General features: G+C 64.4%; 20 protein-coding genes. 14 read left to right on the top strand and 6 right to left on the bottom strand.

The window, feature by feature from the left end:
* Positions 1–157: 157 nt before the first annotated feature.
* Complete coding sequence (locus BMY71_RS09165) at positions 158–682, bottom strand: hypothetical protein (RefSeq protein ID WP_041805805.1); 525 nt, start codon at positions 680–682, stop codon at positions 158–160.
* Positions 683–1,201: 519 nt separating this feature from the next.
* Here BMY71_RS09165 and BMY71_RS09160 point away from each other — a divergent pair.
* From BMY71_RS09160 to BMY71_RS09140, 5 genes are all read left to right on the top strand, one after another.
* The gene (locus tag BMY71_RS09160) at positions 1,202–2,119 is read left to right on the top strand and encodes an ABC transporter permease subunit (protein WP_011502199.1); all 918 of its coding nucleotides are present in this window, start codon (positions 1,202–1,204) and stop codon (positions 2,117–2,119) included.
* Positions 2,120–2,128: 9 nt separating this feature from the next.
* Complete coding sequence (livM, locus tag BMY71_RS09155) at positions 2,129–3,454, top strand: high-affinity branched-chain amino acid ABC transporter permease LivM (protein ID WP_092683684.1); 1,326 nt, start codon at positions 2,129–2,131, stop codon at positions 3,452–3,454.
* Positions 3,451–4,290, top strand: a complete 840-nt coding sequence (locus tag BMY71_RS09150) for an ABC transporter ATP-binding protein (protein WP_092683253.1) — start codon at positions 3,451–3,453, stop codon at positions 4,288–4,290. The genes livM and BMY71_RS09150 overlap by 4 nt, the downstream gene beginning before the upstream one ends.
* Positions 4,287–5,021 carry an ABC transporter ATP-binding protein gene (locus BMY71_RS09145; protein ID WP_092683251.1) on the top strand — a complete coding sequence of 245 codons (735 nt, stop codon included), beginning with the start codon at positions 4,287–4,289 and terminating at the stop codon, positions 5,019–5,021. Before BMY71_RS09150 ends, BMY71_RS09145 begins: the two co-directional genes overlap by 4 nt.
* Before the next feature lie 163 nt (positions 5,022–5,184).
* Complete coding sequence (locus tag BMY71_RS09140; protein ID WP_092683249.1) at positions 5,185–6,297, top strand: branched-chain amino acid ABC transporter substrate-binding protein; 1,113 nt, start codon at positions 5,185–5,187, stop codon at positions 6,295–6,297.
* A gap of 223 nt (positions 6,298–6,520) precedes the next feature.
* Here BMY71_RS09140 and BMY71_RS09135 read toward each other — a convergent pair whose 3' ends face one another.
* Positions 6,521–7,255: a cytochrome c biogenesis CcdA family protein gene (locus tag BMY71_RS09135; RefSeq protein WP_011502194.1), complete on the bottom strand. Its 735-nt coding sequence runs from the start codon at positions 7,253–7,255 to the stop codon at positions 6,521–6,523.
* Positions 7,256–7,429: 174 nt separating this feature from the next.
* Between BMY71_RS09135 and BMY71_RS09130 the strand changes: the two genes are divergently transcribed.
* Positions 7,430–8,425 (top strand): P1 family peptidase, encoded by a 996-nt coding sequence (locus BMY71_RS09130; RefSeq protein ID WP_092683247.1) that lies wholly within the window; start codon positions 7,430–7,432, stop codon positions 8,423–8,425.
* 58 nt (positions 8,426–8,483) lie between these two features.
* Here the strand turns inward: BMY71_RS09130 and BMY71_RS09125 are convergent, their stop codons facing one another.
* Positions 8,484–9,248 carry an EF-hand domain-containing protein gene (locus BMY71_RS09125; RefSeq protein WP_092683245.1) on the bottom strand — a complete coding sequence of 255 codons (765 nt, stop codon included), beginning with the start codon at positions 9,246–9,248 and terminating at the stop codon, positions 8,484–8,486.
* Positions 9,249–9,518: 270 nt separating this feature from the next.
* On the opposite strand from BMY71_RS09125, the gene rpe reads away from it, so the two are divergent.
* The 5 genes from rpe to BMY71_RS09100 all read left to right on the top strand — a co-directional run bounded on the left by rpe (position 9,519) and on the right by BMY71_RS09100 (position 14,642).
* Positions 9,519–10,217, top strand: coding sequence for a ribulose-phosphate 3-epimerase (rpe, locus tag BMY71_RS09120; RefSeq protein ID WP_092683243.1), 699 nt, complete (start codon positions 9,519–9,521; stop codon positions 10,215–10,217).
* An 818-nt stretch (positions 10,218–11,035) separates the two neighbouring features.
* The gene (gene purB / locus BMY71_RS09115) at positions 11,036–12,343 is read left to right on the top strand and encodes an adenylosuccinate lyase (protein ID WP_092683241.1); all 1,308 of its coding nucleotides are present in this window, start codon (positions 11,036–11,038) and stop codon (positions 12,341–12,343) included.
* 271 nt (positions 12,344–12,614) lie between these two features.
* Complete coding sequence (gene murI / locus BMY71_RS09110; protein ID WP_092683239.1) at positions 12,615–13,415, top strand: glutamate racemase; 801 nt, start codon at positions 12,615–12,617, stop codon at positions 13,413–13,415.
* Between the two features lie 54 nt (positions 13,416–13,469).
* On the top strand, positions 13,470–13,853 hold the full coding sequence (locus BMY71_RS09105) for a cupin domain-containing protein (RefSeq protein ID WP_092683237.1): 384 nt from the start codon (positions 13,470–13,472) through the stop codon (positions 13,851–13,853).
* Positions 13,854–13,859: 6 nt separating this feature from the next.
* Positions 13,860–14,642, top strand: a complete 783-nt coding sequence (locus BMY71_RS09100) for an acyltransferase (protein ID WP_092683235.1) — start codon at positions 13,860–13,862, stop codon at positions 14,640–14,642.
* 626 nt (positions 14,643–15,268) lie between these two features.
* Here the strand turns inward: BMY71_RS09100 and BMY71_RS09090 are convergent.
* Both BMY71_RS09090 and BMY71_RS09085 read right to left on the bottom strand, forming a co-directional pair.
* Positions 15,269–15,886: an acyl-homoserine-lactone synthase gene (locus BMY71_RS09090; RefSeq protein ID WP_092683231.1), complete on the bottom strand. Its 618-nt coding sequence runs from the start codon at positions 15,884–15,886 to the stop codon at positions 15,269–15,271.
* Between the two features lie 77 nt (positions 15,887–15,963).
* Complete coding sequence (locus tag BMY71_RS09085) at positions 15,964–16,653, bottom strand: helix-turn-helix transcriptional regulator (RefSeq protein ID WP_244526026.1); 690 nt, start codon at positions 16,651–16,653, stop codon at positions 15,964–15,966.
* A gap of 126 nt (positions 16,654–16,779) precedes the next feature.
* On the opposite strand from BMY71_RS09085, the gene BMY71_RS09080 reads away from it, so the two are divergent.
* From BMY71_RS09080 to BMY71_RS09070, 3 genes are all read left to right on the top strand, one after another.
* The gene (locus BMY71_RS09080; RefSeq protein ID WP_347336025.1) at positions 16,780–17,139 is read left to right on the top strand and encodes a helix-turn-helix domain-containing protein; all 360 of its coding nucleotides are present in this window, start codon (positions 16,780–16,782) and stop codon (positions 17,137–17,139) included.
* A 580-nt stretch (positions 17,140–17,719) separates the two neighbouring features.
* Entirely contained in the window at positions 17,720–18,337 is a 618-nt protein-coding gene (gene rpsD, locus BMY71_RS09075) for a 30S ribosomal protein S4 (RefSeq protein ID WP_011502185.1), read from the top strand.
* Positions 18,338–18,596: 259 nt separating this feature from the next.
* A complete protein-coding gene (locus BMY71_RS09070) occupies positions 18,597–19,664 on the top strand; it encodes a threonine aldolase family protein (protein ID WP_092683227.1) in 1,068 nt (355 codons plus the stop codon).
* 90 nt (positions 19,665–19,754) lie between these two features.
* Here BMY71_RS09070 and BMY71_RS09065 read toward each other — a convergent pair whose 3' ends face one another.
* Positions 19,755–20,066 carry a hypothetical protein gene (locus tag BMY71_RS09065; RefSeq protein WP_092683225.1) on the bottom strand — a complete coding sequence of 104 codons (312 nt, stop codon included), beginning with the start codon at positions 20,064–20,066 and terminating at the stop codon, positions 19,755–19,757.
* Positions 20,067–20,095: the final 29 nt, after the last annotated feature.

Below are 20,095 nucleotides of genomic sequence, written 5' to 3'. Positions count from 1 at the left end.
GGACAAATAAAGCACGCTATTTGCAAAAGCAAAAGTAGCTCGTTCAACGGCATGAATTAGCGCTGCGCCGCAACTTGAAGCGGGCAACTCTGAAGGGCGCTGCGCGTCAGGATATGGAAGAGATATCGAAGACGCAGCCGGCCCCGGCAGACGCGGGTCAGGATTTCTGTTGCGCGTGCGGATAGTTCGGCGTCATCGCGGGCGACTCCGCGGCCGTCGTGGCGGCTGCCGCCGGCTGCTCGACCAGCATTACGATTGCGGTGCCGAGCAACAGCAGCAGCTCGGTCGCGTGCAGCCGCATCGCTTCCGCCTCGCCCACTTTGGACGCCATGACCATGCTGGCGAAGCTGATCACGCTGCCGATCGTCAATGCGATCCCGAGCGCCTCGTCGCAGCCGCCGGTCTTACGGATCGACGGTCGCGTCAGCAGCGCGACGAACACCGCAAAGAATGCCGCCACCGTCAGCTTCGCAAGTGCGAGAAGCCAAGCGGTCCGCACCGTGGCGGTCGCGGCGAGATGGAAGTGATCGCTGACGAAGATCGCCACCGCGATGTTCGGCCGGTCGTACAGCGCGTGGATCGGCGACACCATGATGTTGAAGGCGACGATCAACCAGGTCGGGACGAAATAAGCGGCGAGGAACACGCCGTTCACAGAACTCATCCGCCAGTGCGTCTTCATCATGGGTTCCCGCTGCCGACCGCTTTCCACTCAGAAAGCTGGCTCAGCGAGCTAACTACGGTTAACGCAAAGCGACAACGGAAACGCTTTGTTAACCTTAATTTTCATTAACTCCTGTGGATGAGCCGTCAGCCCCCGCAAATGCGGATAATCGGCACGACACTTGCCTTGACCGACACTCGCGCTTTTCAGCGGATTTCCAAGTCTCATTCAAAGCCCGATCCGGCTTTGCCGGCGCAACGCCGTGCGGGTGGCGCGATGCTTGCGGGGCGTTTCCACGACCATCGCGTGTCGACATGAACCGACTGCGTGCGCGACCGTCGTCAACGGGAAGAAGGTAGCATTGGCCGGCTGTTGCCGTAACCACTTCCCACTGTTACAAAATCCGATAAGCGCAGCGATGTGCCGACTGTCGGGCCGCTCGCCGCATCGTGCATTCAGCGCGAGCGGTTGCCCTTGACGGTTGCACGCCGCGCGTGCAATATTCGAATCCCTTTGGACGTCAGACCACGGTAGCGCATGGACTATTTCGCCCAGCAGCTCATCAACGGCCTTGTCCTCGGCTCAATCTACGGCCTGATCGCGATCGGCTACACGATGGTTTACGGCATCGTCGGCATGATCAATTTCGCCCATGGCGACATTTTCATGATCGGCGGCTTCATCGCCCTGATCAGCTTTTTGATCCTGGTGTCGTTCGGCCTCACCTTCGTGCCGCTGATCCTGCTGGTGGTGCTGCTGGTGTCGATGGCGATCACCGCGCTCTACGGCTGGACCGTCGAGCGCATCGCCTACCGGCCGCTGCGGCATTCATTCCGACTCGCCCCGATGCTGTCGGCGATCGGCATGTCGTTCGTGCTGATGAACTACTCGCAGGTGGCGCAGGGCGCACGGGTGAAGCCGGTGCCGCCGATCATCACCGGCGGCTACACGCTGCACGAGAGCGCCGACGGCTTCAACGTGCAGCTCTCCAACGTCCAGATCCTGGTGGTGATCACCACCATCGTGCTGCTCGCGATCTTCACCTGGCTGGTGGCGAAGACCCGGCTCGGCCGCGACATGCGCGCCTGCGAGCAGGACCAGACCATGGCGTCCCTACTCGGCGTCGACGTCGACCGCACCATCTCGATGACCTTCGTGATCGGCGCTGCGCTCGCCTCGGTCGCGGGCATGATGTACCTGCTGTATTACGGCCTGGTCGATTTCTTCATGGGCTTCGTCGCCGGCATCAAGGCGTTCACCGCCGCCGTGCTGGGCGGCATCGGCTCGCTGCCGGGCGCGATGCTCGGCGGCCTCCTGATCGGACTGATCGAGACGATGTGGTCGGCCTATTTCTCGGTCGAGTACAAGGACGTCGCGGCGTTCTCGATTCTGATCGTGGTGCTGATCTTCATGCCGACCGGCCTGTTGGGCCGGCCGGAAGTCGAAAAAGTCTGAGTGGTGCGCGTGGCCAGCATTGCCCCCGCCGAGTCGAAGGCCGCCGCCCAAGCCGGCGCCGGTTTCATCTTCAAAAAAGCCCTGATCAGCGCCCTCGTCGCGCTGGTTCTGTTTTCGCTGATGATCGGCGTGCGGACCGAAGCAGGCCCCGAAGGGCAACTGATCTACTGGACCCGATTCCAGGAACTCGCCGGCATGGTCGCAGCGGTGTTCGTTGGTTCGATCGTGGTCGAATTGCTGCGACGCTGGTGGGGTCCAGTCGATACGCCGAGGCTAATGCCCGAAGGCGCACGTAAGACGCTCGCTGTCGCCGGCCGCGCCGTCGCCCCGGCTCTGCTGATCTTCACCTTTCTGGTGCCGGTGATCTTCTACGACCAGCGCTACATTCTCGACCTCGGCATCCTGGTGCTGACTTACGTGATGCTCGGCTGGGGGCTGAACATCGTGGTCGGCCTCGCCGGCTTGCTCGACCTCGGCTATGTCGCGTTCTATGCCGTCGGCGCCTATTCCTACGCGTTGCTCGCCACCAATTTCGGGCTGTCGTTCTGGGTCTGCCTGCCGCTCGCCGGCATTCTCGCCGCGTTCTGGGGCGTGCTGCTCGGCTTCCCGGTGCTGCGGCTGCGCGGCGACTATCTCGCCATCGTCACGCTCGCGTTCGGCGAGATCATCCGCCTCGTCATCATCAACTGGCAGAGCCTCACCGGCGGCCCGAACGGCGTCAGCGGCATTCCGCGACCGACCTTGTTCGGCATTCCGCTGGTGCCCGGCGAAAACGGCCTCGCCGCGCTGCTCGGAATTCCGTTCTCGCCATCGCAGCGGCTGGTGTTCTTGTTCTATCTGATCCTGGCGCTGGCGCTGGTGACCAACTGGGCCACGATCCGGCTGAGACGGCTGCCGATCGGCCGCGCCTGGGAAGCGCTGCGCGAGGACGAAGTCGCCTGCCGCGCGCTCGGCATCAACACCACCACGACCAAGCTGACAGCATTCGCCACCGGTGCGATGTTCGGCGGCTTCGCCGGCGCCTTCTTCGCGACGCGGCAGGGCTTCATCTCTCCGGAATCCTTCACCTTTCAGGAATCGGCGCTGGTGCTGGCGATCGTCGTGCTCGGCGGCATGGGCTCGCAGCTCGGCGTCGCCCTCGCCGCGCTGACGCTGATCGGCGGCTTCGAACTGTTCCGCGGCCTCGATCAGTTCCGAATGCTGGTGTTCGGCCTGTCGATGGTGTTCCTGATGGTCTGGCGGCCGCGCGGCCTGATCGGCCATCGCGCGCCGACCGTGTATCTCGAGCGCAATCAGACGATCTCGTCCGACCTCGTCAAGGAAGGCCACGGATGAGCGACGACAACGACATTCTCTGCGTCGACAGACTGACCATGCGCTTCGGCGGCATCATTGCCGTCAACGAACTGTCGTTCGCGGCACAGCGCGGCAAGATCACCGCGCTGATCGGCCCGAACGGCGCCGGAAAAACCACGGTGTTCAACTGCATCACCGGCTTCTACAAACCGAGCGCCGGCGCTATCAACCTCACGCATCCGGGCGGCGACAGCTACCGGCTCGACAAACTCAACGACTTCCGCATCACCAAGATCGCCAAAGTTGCGCGCACTTTCCAGAACATCCGGCTGTTCGCCGGCATGACGGCGCTGGAGAACCTGATGGTGGCGCAGCATAACGCGCTGATGCGCGCCTCCGGTCTCACCTTCCTCGGTCTGATCGGCGCGCCGTCCTGGCGCGCTGCGGAAAAACAGGCGATCGAGCGCGCCACCTTCTGGCTGAAGCAGATCGGCCTGTTGGAGCGTGCCGATGATGCCGCCGGCAATCTGCCCTATGGCGACCAGCGGCGGCTCGAGATCGCGCGGGCGATGTGCACGGACCCCGTGCTGCTGTGCCTCGACGAACCCGCCGCCGGCCTCAACGCGCGCGAGAGCGCCGCGCTCAGCGAACTGCTGCTGTCGATCCGCGACGACCAGGGCACCTCGATCCTGCTGATCGAGCACGACATGAGCGTGGTGATGGAAATCTCCGACGCCGTCGTCGTGCTCGACTACGGCGTCAAGATCGCCGACGGCACGCCGCAACAGATCCGCGACGACCAGCGCGTCATCGCCGCCTATCTCGGCGTCGAAGACGAAGAGGTCGAGGCCGTCGAGCAGGAGCTCGGACTGTGACCGCGCCGCTGCTCTCGATCGAAAACCTGCGCGCGGCCTACGGCAAGATCGAGGCGCTGAAGGGCGTCGATCTCGACATCAAGCCCGGCGAAATCGTCGCGCTGATCGGCGCCAACGGCGCCGGCAAGTCGACGCTGATGATGACGATCTTCGGCAAGCCGCGCGCCAAAACCGGTCGGATCGTGTTCGACGGCGTCGACATCACCGACACCCCGACGCACCAGATCGCGCGGATGAGCATCGCGCAATCGCCGGAAGGCCGGCGCATCTTCCAGCGCATGAGCGTCGCCGAGAATTTGCAGATGGGCGCCGACGCCGGCAACAGCACCGACGCCGAACGCGCCGCAGTGCTGGAGCGCGTGCTGACGCTGTTCCCGCGCCTGCGCGAACGCTACAGCCAGCGCGGCGGCACCCTGAGCGGCGGCGAACAGCAGATGCTGGCGATCGGCCGCGCGCTGATGAGCCGGCCGCGGCTGCTCCTGCTCGACGAGCCCTCGCTCGGCCTCGCGCCGTTGATCACACGTCAGATCTTCGAGGCGATCCGCGCCCTGAACAAACAGGACGGCCTGACCGTACTGATCGTCGAGCAGAACGCCAACCATGCGCTGCGGCTGGCGCATCGCGGCTACGTGCTGGTCAACGGGCTGATCACCATGAGCGGCAGCGGCGCGGAATTGCTGGCGCGCCCGGAAGTCCGCGCCGCCTATCTCGAAGGCGGCCGCAAGGTGTGACAGCACACCTGAAGGGCTGCGGCAGAATGTGCCACAGCCCTGCGGCAAACCGCGCATTTTGTCGATGACTTGGCGGGAAAATCAGCCAACAATGACCGCCAGTTCCGTGCTTCGACGGCTTCGAACGCGGCTCATCTTGAAAGCTCATCGCAGGGATCATTCCATGAAACTCAAGCTTCTCGGTTTGGCAGTCGGTGCGTCGCTGGCGCTCTCGACGACGGCGCTCGCGGACGATCTCAAGATCGCGGTCGCCGGTCCGATGACCGGCCCCGAGTCGGCGTTCGGACGGCAATTGCACAACGGCGCCCTTCAGGCGGTCGCCGATCTCAACGCCGCCGGCGGCGTGCTCGGCAAGAAGCTGGCGCTGCAGGTCGGCGACGACGCCTGCGATCCGAAGCAGGCGCGCTCGATCGCCGAGAAATTCGCGGGCGAAGGCATTCCATTCGTCGCCGGACACTTCTGCTCGTCGTCGTCGATCCCGGCGTCGGAAGCCTATGCCGACGGCAATGTGCTGCAGATCACCCCGGCCTCGACCAACCCGACTTTCACCGAGCGCAAGCTGTGGAACGTGCTGCGGATCTGCGGCCGCGACGATCAGCAGGGCCTGGTCGGCGCTGACTACATCCTCAAGCACTACAAGGACAAGAACGTCGCGATCCTCAACGACAGGACCACTTACGGCAAGGGCCTCGCCGACGAGGCCAAGAAGGCGCTCAACAAGGCCGGCTTCAAGGAGAAGCTGTTCGAATCCTACAACAAGGGCGACAAGGACTTTAATTCGATCGTGTCGCGGCTGAAGCGCGACAACATCGATCTCGTCTATATCGGCGGCTATCACCAGGAGGCCGGGCTGATCCTGCGCCAGATGCGCGACCAGGGCATGAAGACCGTGCTGATGGCCGGCGACGCGCTCAACGACAAGGAGTTCGCCTCGATCACCGGACCGCTCGCCGAGGGCACGCTGTTCACTTTCGGCCCCGACCCGCGCAACAAGCCGACCGCGAAGGCGATCGTCGAGAAGTTCAAGGCCAAGAACGTCGATCCCGAAGGCTACACGCTCTACACCTACGCCGCCTTCCAGGTCTGGTCGCAAGCCGCCGCCAAGGCTAACTCCACCGACCCGAAGAAGGTGATGGACGCCATCAAGGCCGGCGAGTGGGACACCGTGCTCGGCAAGCTGGCATTCGACGCCAAGGGCGACATCAAGGCGATCGACTACGTCGTCTACAAATGGGACGCCAAGGGCAGCTATACCGAGATCAATCCCGGCAAGTGAATGTGAGGCGGGTCGCGTTGCGAATATTGATGCAAGCAACGCGGACTGTCACCACCCACAACCTGTCACCGCCCGGCTCGACCGGGCGGCCCGGCACTCCGGAGCGCTCCAGATTTCAACCCACGCAACAACAACGGACACTCTGGAATACTGGATCCGCCGCATTCGCGGAGGATGACGGCCCTGGGCGCAAGCGACGAAGTCGCAGACAGCGCTCGCAGGACTACCCGATATTTCCCAACGCCGGGAACGTGTTCAGCAGCCAGACGCTGACGTCGGTGATGGCGCCGGTGAGGAAGCCGATGCCGGTCAGCACCATCAGCGCGCCCATCACCCGCTCGACCGTCGCGAGATGTTTCTTCATCCGCGCGAACAGGCCGGAGAACTGCTCGATCATCAACGCCGCGAGCAGGAACGGCACGCCGAGGCCGAGCGAGTAGATCGCGAGCAGTCCCGCGCCCTTCGCCACCGTGGCTTCGGCGGCGGCGACCGACAGGATCGCGGCGAGGATCGGGCCGATGCACGGCGTCCAGCCGAAGGCGAAGGCCAGCCCCATCACATAGGCGCCCCACAGCCCGACCGGCTTCGGGATCGGCAGCCGTCCCTCGCGCATCAGGATGCCGATCTTCGTCAGCCCCAGGAAGTGCAGCCCCATCAGGATGATGACGATGCCGGCGACGATCGCAAGCTCCGCCGACCAGGCGCGGATCAGGCCACCGACCAGGCTGGCGCTGGCTCCGAGCGCCACGAATACCGTCGAAAAGCCGAGCACGAACATCACCGCGGAGATCATCACCGCGCGTTTCGAGCTGCGCTCGGACTCGTCAGCGGCGACATGCTCGATGGTCGCGCCGGTCAGATAGATCAGGTACGGCGGCACCAGCGGCAGCACGCAGGGCGACAGGAAGCTGACCAGACCGGCGATCAGCGCCGCGAGGATCGAGACGTCGTGAATCATGCGGCTACATGCACCTGACGCCAGCGCCGGCGCAAGGCCCGGCGCGACCGCCTTCCGCAGCTTGTGATCGCGGCGTGAGGGATTGCCTCGCCGAAGCGTTTTGGCCGATGATGGCCCAAGTCGCGCACCGCCCTCGCCGACCTCTCCACCATTCAACCCGCCTTTGGAACCGCCTTGAAGAATCTCATCACTGACATCGCCGGCGTTCGCGTCGGCCACGCCCACGACGCCGGGCTCGCCTCGGGAGTCACTGCGATCTTGTTCGACAAGCCGGCGGTCGCGTCGATCGACGTGCGCGGAGGCGGGCCTGGCATTCGCGACGGCGTGCTGCTGGAGCCGGTGAACACCGTCGAACAGGTGGACGGCTTCACGCTATCCGGCGGCTCGGCCTTCGGACTCGATTCCGGCGGCGGCGCGCAGGCGTGGCTCGCCGAACAGGGCCGCGGCTTTGCGATCGGCAACGCCACGATTCCGATCGTGCCGGGCGGCGTCGTGTTCGACATGCTCAATGGCGGCGACAAAGCGTGGGGCCGGTTCTCGCCCTATCGCGAGCTCGGCTATGCGGCGGCGGCCGCCGCCAGCGACGACTTCGCGCTCGGCAGCGTCGGCGCGGGACTCGGCGCGACGACGGCAAACTACAAAGGCGGGCTCGGCTCCGCCTCGGCGCAAACGCCGGGCGGCATCATGGTCGGCGCGATCGCGGCGGTGAATGCGATCGGCAGTGTCACGATCGGCGACGGGCCATGGTTCTGGTCGGCGCCCTACGAAGTCGGCGACGAATTCGGTGGCCACGGGATGCCGCAGCACTTCACGCCGGAGATGCTGGCGGTGAAGCTGAAGGGCGCCGCTGCGGCGACCGCGGAGAACACCACGCTGGTGACCATCGTCACCGACGCCGCGCTGACCAAGACGCAAGTGAAGCGGCTGGCGATGATGGCGCAGACCGGCTTTGCGCGGGCGATCTATCCGGTCCATGCGCCGCTCGACGGCGACGTCGTGTTCGCGGCTGCAACCGGCGTCAAGCCGGTCGATCCTTTGGCCGGGCTGACCGAACTCGGCGCGATCGCCGCCAACACCGTGGCGCGGGCGATCGCACGCGGGGTCTTCGAGGCGACCGCCCTGCCATTCGCGGATGCGCAGCCGGCGTGGCGGGATCGCTTCAGGCGTTAGAGTTCTTCCGGTTCATGATCTATCCCGAAAACCGGTGTCCACTTTTCGGGATCATGCTCTAGGCGCTGACCGACAGCGAGGACGCCGTAGCGCTCTGCAGATGCGTTGCCTGACGCTGGATCAGTTGCTCGACGAAATTGTAGGACGACGTCGCGCTGGAACTGCTCGCGCCCGCAGCCGACGTCATCGATACTTTGGAGCCGTCCGCATAGGTGATCGAGGTCGTCACCGTGCCGTCTGCGTTTTTCACGCTGGTCGACGACGAGCCTGACAGCGCCTGCATCAGCGGATCGCTGGAGCCACCGCCGGGATTGCCGCCGTCCTTCCCGTGATGATGGCCCTTGCCCGGTTTCAACGCCGACGACAGTTCGTTGAGACGGACCGAGCCGTCGCCATTGCTATCGAGTTTGGCGAACACCTTGTCGGCATTGCTGATATTGGTGCCGCCGGCGCCGAGCTTGTCCTCGAATTCGGCCTTGCTGATCGCGCCGTCGCCGTCGCCATCGAGCTGCGAGAACAAATCCTTCAGCGCGGCGTCGCGGCTCTTCGTGGCGGTGGTCGACGGATCGCTCGTCGAGGCCTGGTTCTGCTGCGCGGCAAGCAGCGCCTTCAGGACCTCCGGCGACAGGCCGCTCGATGGAAACGCGCTGTTGCTGCCGGACGAGCCCTGCAGCGCATTGCTGCTGGAGCTGGGGTTCGAGCTGGAGGATTCGAACGGGTTGGTCAGGCTGGTGGTCTTCGCAGATGCCTTCGACGACGACGACGAACTCAGCGAACTGAGCAATCCGGACAGCGCACCCAGCGCGCCAAGGGCTGGCATCATGGCAAGACTCCGCTTTACGCCGCAGTCTGCGGCCGCAACTAATCACCCGCATTCCCTGGTCCACCTTGAGCAATCGCCGTGCCAACGCCCGAGCGATTGGAAATGCTGGGATTTTTGCCGCGGAAGGCCACCGCCTGGGCGGAAATTTCTGCCGCTCCGGCAGAACGTGCCGGCCGCATTGCGCGCCGCGCCCCTTGCCGGCCCGCATTGCGAGGTCCGGGTCCGCGTGATAGCGAGGCTGATCCCTCTCACGCCCGACCGGAAACGCCCATGACCCAGCTCGCGCCCCGCCCCCTCGTGATTGCGCCGTCGATCCTCGCCTCCGATTTCTCGAAATTGGGCGAAGAGGTCCGCGCGGTCGATCAGGCCGGCTGCGACTGGATCCATCTCGACGTGATGGACGGGCATTTCGTGCCGAACATTTCCTACGGACCCGACGTCATCAAGGCGATGCGGCCGCACACCAAAAAGGTGTTCGACGCGCATCTGATGATCGCGCCGTGCGATCCCTTCCTCGAGGCCTTCGCCAAGGCCGGCTGCGACATCATCACCGTGCACGCCGAGGCCGGCCCGCATCTGCATCGCTCGCTGCAGGCGATCCGCGCGCTCGGCAAGAAGGCCGGCGTCTCGCTCAATCCGGGAACGCATCCGAGCGCGATCGAATATGTGCTCGACGACATCGATCTGGTGCTGGTGATGTCGGTCAATCCCGGCTTCGGCGGCCAGGCCTTCATTCCGTCGGCAGTCGAGAAGATCCGCCAGGTCCGCGCAATGGTCGCCGGCCGGCCGATCGACATCGAGGTCGATGGCGGCGTCTCCGACAAGGTCGCCGGCCAACTCGCCGCCGCCGGCGCCAACGCCTTCGTCGCCGGCTCCGCCGTGTTCAAGGGCGGCACGGTGGAGAGCTACAAGGCGAACATCAGCGGGATTCGCAATGCGGCAGCGCTGGCGAGAGGCGAAGCCGTGTAAGATGAGTTGACGGCAGCGCGAGTGTAGCGCCATGCGCATGCTGGTCGATAACGAGCAAGTAGCCCGCATGAGCGAAGCGATATGCGGGGCTGACGCCGATTCCCGGATGTCGCGGCGCTCATCCGGGCTACGTCCGCATCGAGTAATTCACCGTCATTGCCGGGCTTGACCCGGCAATCCATCCTCTTCGCAAGATGCACTTCGATCGGCGCGCTTCGCGCGATGGATGCGCGGGTCGAGCCCGCGCATGACGGGCGTGAGAGGTGATGCGCGGCGCCACACAATTTGCCGTCATCCTCCGCGAAAGCGGAGGATCCAGTATTCCAGTGCGCTTGTAGCGATACACGGCGAAGTAACCGACGCTCTGGGATACTGGGTCGCCCGGTCGAGCCGGGCGATGACGATCAGAGTGTAGCGCGAGCGCTTTGCGTCAACGCGACCTTCAATTCGATTTTCAAACAGCCACGCCTCATCGTTCTCGCGGCTCACCCGGCCTTCGCGATCTGTCCCGCAATCCGACGCCTCATGATGCGCCCCTCACGGACAGGATGGCCCGGAATATAATCATAATAGGAATTTTGTCAACACCCGTAGCCCGGATGGAGCGCAGCGTAATCCGGGGCCGCGTCCGCGCCCCAAAGCGCGCGATGGGGTCGTCGAACTGCTGGCCTTCGATCGCGCTCGCTTCATCGAGGCTACGGAGCTGCGCTCGCGCCCCGGAATGACGAACGAAAGGCCGGAGAGCTGCCCGTTCGACTCGCCTCCCCGCCCCCGGTCTGCTAAAGCGCGGCGTAATCCCCCAACACGAAGAGCTTGCGATGATCCCGCGCTACACCCGTCCGGAAATGGCTGCCATTTGGGAGCCGCTCACCCGCTTCAAGATCTGGTTCGAGATCGAGGCGCACGCCTCGGACGCCCAGGCCGCGCTCGGCGTGATCCCGAAGGAGGCGGCGGAGACGATCTGGGCCAAGGGCAAGGACGCGCAATTCGACGTGGCGCGGATCGACGAGATCGAGCGTGAGGTCAAGCACGACGTCATCGCGTTTCTGACGCATCTGGCCGAATTCGTCGGCCCGCTGTCGCGCTTCGTGCATCAGGGCATGACCTCGTCGGACGTGCTCGACACCTGCTTCAACGTCCAGCTCGTCCGCGCCTCCGACATCCTGCTCGCCGATCTCGACCGCGTGCTCGCCGCGCTGAAGACGCGCGCCTACGAACACAGGCTGACGCCATCGATCGGCCGCTCGCACGGCATCCATGCCGAGCCGGTGACGTTCGGGCTGAAGATGGCCTACGCCTATGCCGAGTTTTCGCGCGCCCGCGAGCGACTGATCGCCGCCCGCAAGGAAGTCGCGACCTGCGCGATCTCCGGCTCGGTCGGCACCTTCGCGCATATCGATCCGCGCGTCGAAGAACACGTTGCGAAAGCGATGGGGCTCGCGGTCGAGCCGGTCTCGACCCAGGTGATCCCGCGCGACCGCCACGCGATGTACTTCGCCACGCTCGGCGTGATCGCCTCGTCGGTGGAGCGGCTCGCCACCGAGATCCGCCACATGCAGCGCACCGAAGTGCTCGAGGCCGAGGAGTTCTTCTCCGAAGGGCAGAAGGGCTCGTCCTCGATGCCGCACAAGCGCAACCCGGTGCTGACCGAAAATCTCACCGGCCTCGCCCGCATGGTGCGCGCCTATGTGACGCCGGCGATGGAGAACGTCGTGCTGTGGCACGAGCGCGATATCTCGCACTCCTCCGCCGAGCGGATGATCGCGCCGGACTCCACGGTGACGCTCGACTTCGCGCTGAACCGCTTAGCCTCCGTGATCGAGAAGCTGGTGGTGTATCCGGAGAATATGACCAAGAATCTCGACCGGCTCGGCGGCCTGATCCACTCGCAACGGCTGCTGACGGCGCTGACGCAGAAGGGCTGCTCGCGCGAGGAGAGCTACAGACTGGTGCAGCGCAACGCGATGCCGGTGTGGCGCGGCGAAGGCGACTTCCTGACGCTGCTGAAGGCCGATCCGGACATGAAGACATACATGACCGACGCCGAGATCGAGGAGCAATTCGACCTCGGCTATCACCTGAAGCACGTCGACACGATCTTCCGGCGGGTGTTCGGCGAAAGCTGAGCGAGGCCCGACCTCGTTCGTCATTCCGGGGCGCCGCGCAGCGGCGAACCCGGAATCCATAGCCCCTGGACTCGCGGCCAGCGCAGAGCGTGGCCGGCGCCGAGCATCAGTCGAGAACACAGGGAGTATGGATTCCGGGTTCGCGAGCTCCGCTCGCGCCCCGGAATGACCATGAACGCGCCGTAAGCGTCACCCTGCACCCGCCTCCGCTGCAAGGCAGCGTCCCGGGAAAAACAACCGAAAACTAACCAAGCTGCGATAAGGTCGCGACGTGGGCTCGCATCCGAACATCCTTGTCTTCGATTCCGGCCTCGGCGGGCTGACGGTGCTGCGCGAGATCGTCAAGGCGCGGCCGGATGCGCACGTCACCTATGCGGCCGACGATGCGTTCTTTCCCTATGGCCAGCACAGCGAAGAGGCGCTGGTCGGCCGGGTGGTGCCGCTGATCGGCGAGCTGATCGACGCCCACACCCCCGCCCTCGTGGTGATCGCCTGCAACACCGCCTCGACGCTGGTGCTGTCGCATCTGCGCGCCGCCTACAGCGTGCCGTTCGTCGGCACGGTGCCGGCGATCAAGCCGGCCTGTGCGGCGTCGACCACCAAGCGCGTCTCGGTGCTCGGCACCAGCGGCACGGTGAAGCGCGAATACACCCGCGCGCTGATCCGCGATTTCGCCGGCGGCTGCGACGTCACGCTGGTCGGCTCCGTGCATCTGGCCGCGCTCGCCGAAGCCGCGCTCGGCGGCGCGGATGTCGCCGACGAGGCGATCCACGCCGAGATCGCGCCCTGTTTCGTCGACGCCGACGGCAGCCGCCCCGACACCATCGTGCTCGCCTGCACACACTACCCGCTCTTGCTCGACCGGCTGATGCGGCTGGCGCCCTGGCCGGTCGACTGGATCGATCCGGCGCCGGCGATCGCCCGCCGGGTTGTCACCCTGCTCGGTCCTGGCTCCGGCCCAAGCGATCATCAAGGCGATCATCCCGGCGCCGAGATGGTATTCACATCCGGACGGCTGCCACGCTTCACGGCAGCGCTCGCGCCCTATTTCGGCGGCCGGGTTCCGGCCTGAGTGCTTTTCGGCGTCCTCCCGCGCTGCTAGATTCACAGTCAGGGAGGAACCACGATGACCAGAAAAATCCTGATCGCACTGACGATCGCCGCACTCGCCGGCACCGCCTTCGCTCAACAAAGTGGTATCAAGCGGACACCGCTGCAGAAGGTCGAGTTCCCCGAGGGCTATGTCACCGTCAGCGGTCTCGCGGAACTTCCGTCCGGCGGCAGCATTGGCCGACACACCCACCCCGGGATCGAAACCGGGTACCTGTTGGAAGGTGAAGCAGTGATGAGCATCGACGGCCAGGCCGACAAGCACCTCAAGGCCGGCGATTCCTACTCCATTCCGGCGGGCGTGGTGCACGACGCCAAGGCCCATGGCGACAAGGGCGCCAAGGTGATGGCGGTCTGGGTGGTCGACAAGACCAAGCCGCTCGCGACGCCGGCGCCCTAGCCACTCGTGCGCGGCGCCATTCGACCCATCTCGCTGCGGCGGCGGCTGATCGCCGATCTGATGCGCGCCTCCGAGGGCGTGCCGCTGATCACCTATCAGCGCACGCTCGATCTGACGCCGCTGGCGCAGGCGCGCGCCCGGCTGCCATCGCCGCCCGGCTTCGCCGCGATCATCGCCAAAGCCTTTGCGTTGGTGGCGCGCGAGCAGCCGGTGCTGCGTACGCTGGTCGTCGATTTCCCTTGGCCGCATTTCTACGAACTGCCGCGCAGCGTCGGCGCGATCGCGATCGCCCGCGAAATCGACGGCGAGGACTGCGTGCTGATCCAGAAGCTGGTGGCGCCCGACGAACTGGCGCTGACGGGCGTCGATGCGTTGATCCGCGAGGCGCAGACCTTGCCGATCAACGAGGTGCCGATGTTCCGCAAGCTGCTGCGGATCAGCGCGCTGCCCTGGCCGCTGCGGCGGATCGCCTGGTGGAGCGGGCTGTCGCTCGCCCGCCAGCGCGCCAATTATTTCGGCAGTTTCGGCCTGTCCTCGGTGTCGGCGATCGGCCCCGGCAACCTGTACCCGACCAGCCCCGGCCCCTACATGCTGAGCTACGGCCGGCTCGGCGACGACAGCCGGCTCGACATGGTGATCCGATTCGACCACCGCCTGATCGACGCCGCCCCGATCGCCCGAATCATGACCCGGCTCGAACAGGTCCTGAACACCGCCATTGCCGGCGAATTACAGGCGATGCACAGCCCCTCCACCGGCCACCCGCCGGTGCGTGCGGTGGGGATTTGAGGCCCTAACGGGTGTAGCGTAAATAGTTAACAAATTTCGATTTTTATCGGACAACTCGCATGTGTAAATCCTTGTGTAAGGAAACTACGGCCATTGGCAATGGAATCCGAAGTGCGATGCGCTTAACGGAAAGTCGCCGAACCATCCGGCTAGTTGATGTCTTCCCAGGCCTTGCACGTGGGTATTGGGGCCAGTCAATCCGCTGAGACAGCGCCCAATCCCGCCGCTGAGACACCTTGGCCGGGTCCGTCCCGGCGAGCGGAAGACGTTGGTCACGGTTGAGACAAATGCCCTAATCGCTCCGGCACGCCGGAAACTCTCGACACGGTCTGTGTGACACTTCAACCGATCGGCCTCCAATTTAAGCAGTCTCTCCGTCTCAGCCTTCTCCGCCTCAATCCGTTTCCTGATCTCCGTATATCGGCCCGTGCAAGCATGCATCAGGTAAGGCCCCGATGGCTAATCGAACTCGGCAACTGAGCCTCGTTGAGGAGAGCCATCTTCAGTAGTCTGATTGTCAAGGGATGACCGCACGATTCCGCGAATCTCAATAGGTCGACGAGCCTGTCCACCAGGTCAGTGGCGGCTGTTTCTCCTTTACTCGCCTCTTCAAGCTCTGAGGGCACCTACGCGATCTTTCTGGTAGACATTGATTCCGGTTCAAGGACCGAGCCGGCGATACCGCTGTGGCGGCGCACCCTCGCAAGCGCTTCCGTGGTCATATCAAATCGTACGGCCACAACCGGGTCGTCATCGACGAGCCGGACGGGTCCGATTATCTCAGGGTAGAAACCGATCGCCTGGGCGATGGGTATCCGCGCGTGCCGCACCAGGCCGGTCGCCTCCTGAATCCGGTTCTCAAGGCAATACTCCAGGACGCCGAGAAGCAGCTCGTGGTAGGTCCGGCCACCACGCCGCGAAGGCCTTATGCCAAGCCGGGTCATTTCGATGGTGGTGTCAGAGCTCGGGATTTCGCCGTCGACGAAATCCCTGAAGTGCTCGCTGAGCATATGCGGCAACGTAGTGGGATAAAGCCTCATGCAGCCTACAACGGCTTCCGCGTCGTCGAGACAGGTGAGATAGACCGCGTGCTCGTTGTCGTAGCGATCCTGCTCATAGAGGCCGTCTTTATCGAAGTCTTTCCAGCCCCTTTCTTTGACGAAAAGCTCATGCCGGAGCCTAAACATCTGGTCGAGCGTTAGTGCAAAGCGCTCGCTATTTTCGTGACTGATAACCCGGATCATCTGCCGCTCCCGCGCAAGTTGGCGCGGAAGCTTCAGGGCTCTGGCTGAACAGGCTAATCCCGAGGGAGAGGGATTGACTAAGGCTCAATCTCGCCCCGTCGCATCGATTCGACGATCGCCTGGGCTTTCGAGCAGACCTTGAGCTTGGCGAGGACAGACGAGATATGGCACTTGACCGTCTGTTCCGAGATTTGCAGGATTTCGCCGGTATCCCATGCAGACTTCCCGGCTGCGGCCCAGGTCATGACCTCCCGCTCGCGACGCGTGAGGACAAATTCCCTGCTCTCCGACCTGATCCTGATTGTGCGGCGGTAAGCGTAGAGGGCCAGCAATTCGGCGGCTTTAAGAGCATCCCGGGAAGCGTCGATGTCGCGACCGGTCGCGGAAAACGTAGCCTGGTAGCCGGTTGTCCCATAGATTGGGACGGTGAAGCCCGACACAAACCCGTAATCGGCCGCCGCCAAATCCATCACCCGCAATTCGTCCGCGGTCTGGACGGGAACATCCTTCCAGAGAAAGGGATCCAAGCTTCGGCGAGCGTGTCGGGCGATGGGGTCCTTCTGGAGCAGGTTGTCCCCCCGATATTGCTTGCGCCAGCGGCTGGGCCAGCCGTCCAGAAGCAGCATCCTATCGAAGTCATGAGGGTCGATGCGGCGGGACCCGGCTATGAAATACTCAAAACCGAACGCGCCGAGCGCGTCCGCGAGAACCTCGCGCGTTTCCTTATCCGTCCGTGCCTGGTCAAGGCGCTCGAAGGCCAGGAACACGGCCAACCTGTGATGCCTCGATCCCATTCACACCAAAATTCTCTAGACGCGCCCTGCATCCTAGCGACTCACGGCCAGACACCGTTGAATGCAGAAACACTTTCCACTGTTTTCTGGTTGATTTGAATGGCTGGCAAACCTCCCCAACGTGTTGACGTCTTGGTAGGACGGCGGGTGCGGATGCGCCGCCTGGTTCTGAACATGAGCCAGGAAACCCTCGCTGAGAAGCTGGGCCTCACCTTTCAGCAAATACAAAAGTATGAGAACGCCGCCAACCGGATCAGCGCAAGCCGCCTCCAGCAGATTGCGGACGCCTTAAACGTTCCCGTCGGGTTCCTGTTCGAGCACGAGGGGCTTACTCCTGTAGGCTGGACGGCAGAGGACGACCGGTTGAGTGACTTCTTCTCAACGAAGGACGCCCTTGCGATGTCAATGCATTTACAAGGATATCCGACCGGGAGACCAAGCGCCGCATTGTCGCGCTGACTGAACTTATCGCCCACCGCGAGGCTAGCCCCCACACTAAAAATCCTTGACGTATACAGGCATTCGACTCATCGAGAACTTATCGCTCCGGCGGTGTGTATTTTGAAGGGGCCATGCTTAGCGGTCCCTCTCGCTATTTGAGGCGGATACCTACTGCAAGATGGACTTGCAGCCGGCGCCACCGAACAGCGAGCTTGCCGCATGGGTGCATGGCATCGCTCCTTTTTCTGGTTATGTATTTGCGAGCGCTATCCTTGCAGCAACGATACGGCAACTCGGCCGGGTTCCATCGCCCTGCGCAAAGTTTAGGCTGCGCACCTCGCCGCGTTCATGGGCGCCCATGGCTCGCAAGGGACTTGTAGCCGCTCGCGGCCCGGTCGGCTGCCCCGGTCGAATTGACATCCCCCCGGTTTCTCCCTAGAAAGCGGCCAACAACGCGGGCCTGTTTCGGCCCGCGTTGTGTTTCGCGACCCGTGGTTCGTCCCCTGAATAGCTTTGGGGCAAGAACCTGTCGGCGGCGGGAATTTTCCTGCCGCACAGGAGGGCGCGTCTCCTCATCCATGATCAAACCGAGGACGCGATGACAAAGCGCAGTGAAGCCAAGTATAAAATCGACCGCCGGATGGGCCAGAACATCTGGGGCCGCCCGAAGAGCCCGGTCAACCGCCGCGAATACGGCCCCGGCCAGCACGGCCAGCGCCGCAAGGGCAAGCTGTCCGATTTCGGCGTGCAGCTGCGCGCCAAGCAGAAGCTCAAGGGCTATTACGCCAATATTTCCGAGCGTCAGTTCCACGCCATCTACGTCGAGGCCACCCGCCTGAAGGGCGATTCGGGCGAGAACCTGATCGGCCTCCTGGAGCGCCGGCTCGACACGGTCGTGTACCGCTCGAAGTTCGTGTCGACGATGTTCGCGGCGCGGCAGTTCATCAATCACGGCCACATCAAGGTCAACGGCAAGCGCGTCAACATCTCGAGCTACAAGGTTCGGGTCGGCGACGTGATCGAGGTCAAGGAAGCCTCGAAGCAGCTCGCGATCGTGCTCGAAGCGAACCAGCTCGCCGAGCGCGACGTGCCGGACTACATCGACGTCGATCATAACAAGATGACCGCCAAGTTCGGCCGCATCCCCGCGCTCTCCGACGTGCCGTTCGCGGTGCAGATGGAGCCGCATCTGATCGTCGAATTCTATTCGCGCTGATTGCTGCTGCTCAGTTCGATGCATCGAGGCCCCGGTTCGCCGGGGCCTTTTTGTTTGGCGATGAGCTATCGGTTTGGCGACGCTGGTGGACCCGTCATCCCGAGGAGCGCGCGCACCTCGGGATGACGGGACGGATGAAGCTACGCGTCTTGCGGACGCGATGCGACGCGTGGTGGCCGGGACAAGTCGATCGATCGCAGAGCGCCCTGCAAATCGCACCCATTCCGCTTCGCGCCGGCGCTGTGCTAATCTGCCCTTCATGGCCTATATCCCTGCTCTGCCGGATTCCAACGCGCCGCCGGTGCGCATCAATCTCCTCTCCGACACCCAGACGCGACCGAGCGCAGCGATGCGGGAGGCGATGGCGCGCGCGGAGGTCGGCGACGAACAAATGGGCGACGACCCGACCGTCAATGCGCTGAACGAGCGCGTCGCGGCGCTGCTCGGCAAGCAAGCCGCGGTGTTCCTGCCGTCCGGCACGATGTGCAACGTCACCGCGACGCTCAGCACCTGTCGTCCCGGCGACGAGATCATCGCGCATCGCACCGCGCATATTCTGTCGCGCGAGGGCGGCGCCCATGCGGCGATCGGCGGCTTCCAGATCACGCCGCTCGACGGCGACGACGGCCAGTTCTCGCTCGACGCGTTTCGCGCCGCGCTGCATCCGCGCTCGCGCTACCAGCCGCCGCAGACGATGGTCAGCGTCGAGCAGACCGCCAATATCGGCGGCGGCACGATCTGGCCGCAGGCGACGCTCGATGCGATCGCCGCGGCGGGCAAGGCGGCCGGGCTCGTCACCCATATGGACGGCGCGCGGCTGATGAACGCGGTGGTCGCCACCGGCATCGCCGCCCGCGACATGGCCGCGGGCTGGGATTCGGTGTGGATCGATTTCAGCAAAGGGCTCGGCGCTCCGGTGGGCGCGTCGCTCGCCGGCTCACGCGACTTCATCGACGAGGTGTGGCGCTGGAAGCAGCGGCTCGGCGGCTCGATGCGGCAGGCCGGCGTGATCGCCGCCGCCTGCAACTACGCGCTCGACCATCACGTCGAACGGCTCGCGGAGGACCACGCCCATGCGCGGGCGCTGGCCGCGGGCCTGGCGCAGATCGCAGGCGTCGAGGTGCAGGAGCCGCAGACCAATCTGGTGTTCTTCAGCCCCGAAGGCGCCGGCCTCGGCGGCGAGGCCATGGTCGCGGCGCTGCGCCAGCGCGGCGTGCTGCTCGCGACGATGGACGGCCGGATCCGGGCCTGCACCCATCTCGACGTCAGCCGCGACATGATCGACGAGACGATCGGTCTGGTGCGCGAGATACTGCGTCGTCAATAAGCGAACGCGCGCCACTCGATGAGGGCGCGCGTTGGATCTTGGCGATCGAACGCCCCGACGATGTCGACGGCGTTCAATCCGGATGCGGCGTTACAGGCACATCCGAACGCCGGCGGCGTTGACGACGCAGGCGCCCGGACGGCCACCACGGCCACGGCCACGATCGCCATAAGCATTGCCACGGCCGCGATCACCACGATACTCACCGCGGCCACGATAGCCCCGGCCACGCCCGCGGCCACGATCACCGCGATCGCCGCGCTGCGCGAACGCCGCGGTGGTCGACGCGCCGGTGACCAGCGCGGTCATGCCGACGAGGCTGAAGCAATAGATGCTGGTCAGGATCACGGCCGCGAGCAGGCGCGACACCAAGCTCTGACGACCAGTTTGTTTGTAAGTCATGCGATTCCTTTCGGTTGGGTCGCGGACGG

It is taken from the genome of Rhodopseudomonas pseudopalustris (assembly GCF_900110435.1).
GTDB lineage: Bacteria > Pseudomonadota > Alphaproteobacteria > Rhizobiales > Xanthobacteraceae > Rhodopseudomonas > Rhodopseudomonas pseudopalustris.
This window is presented reverse-complemented; position numbering and strand designations above follow the sequence as displayed.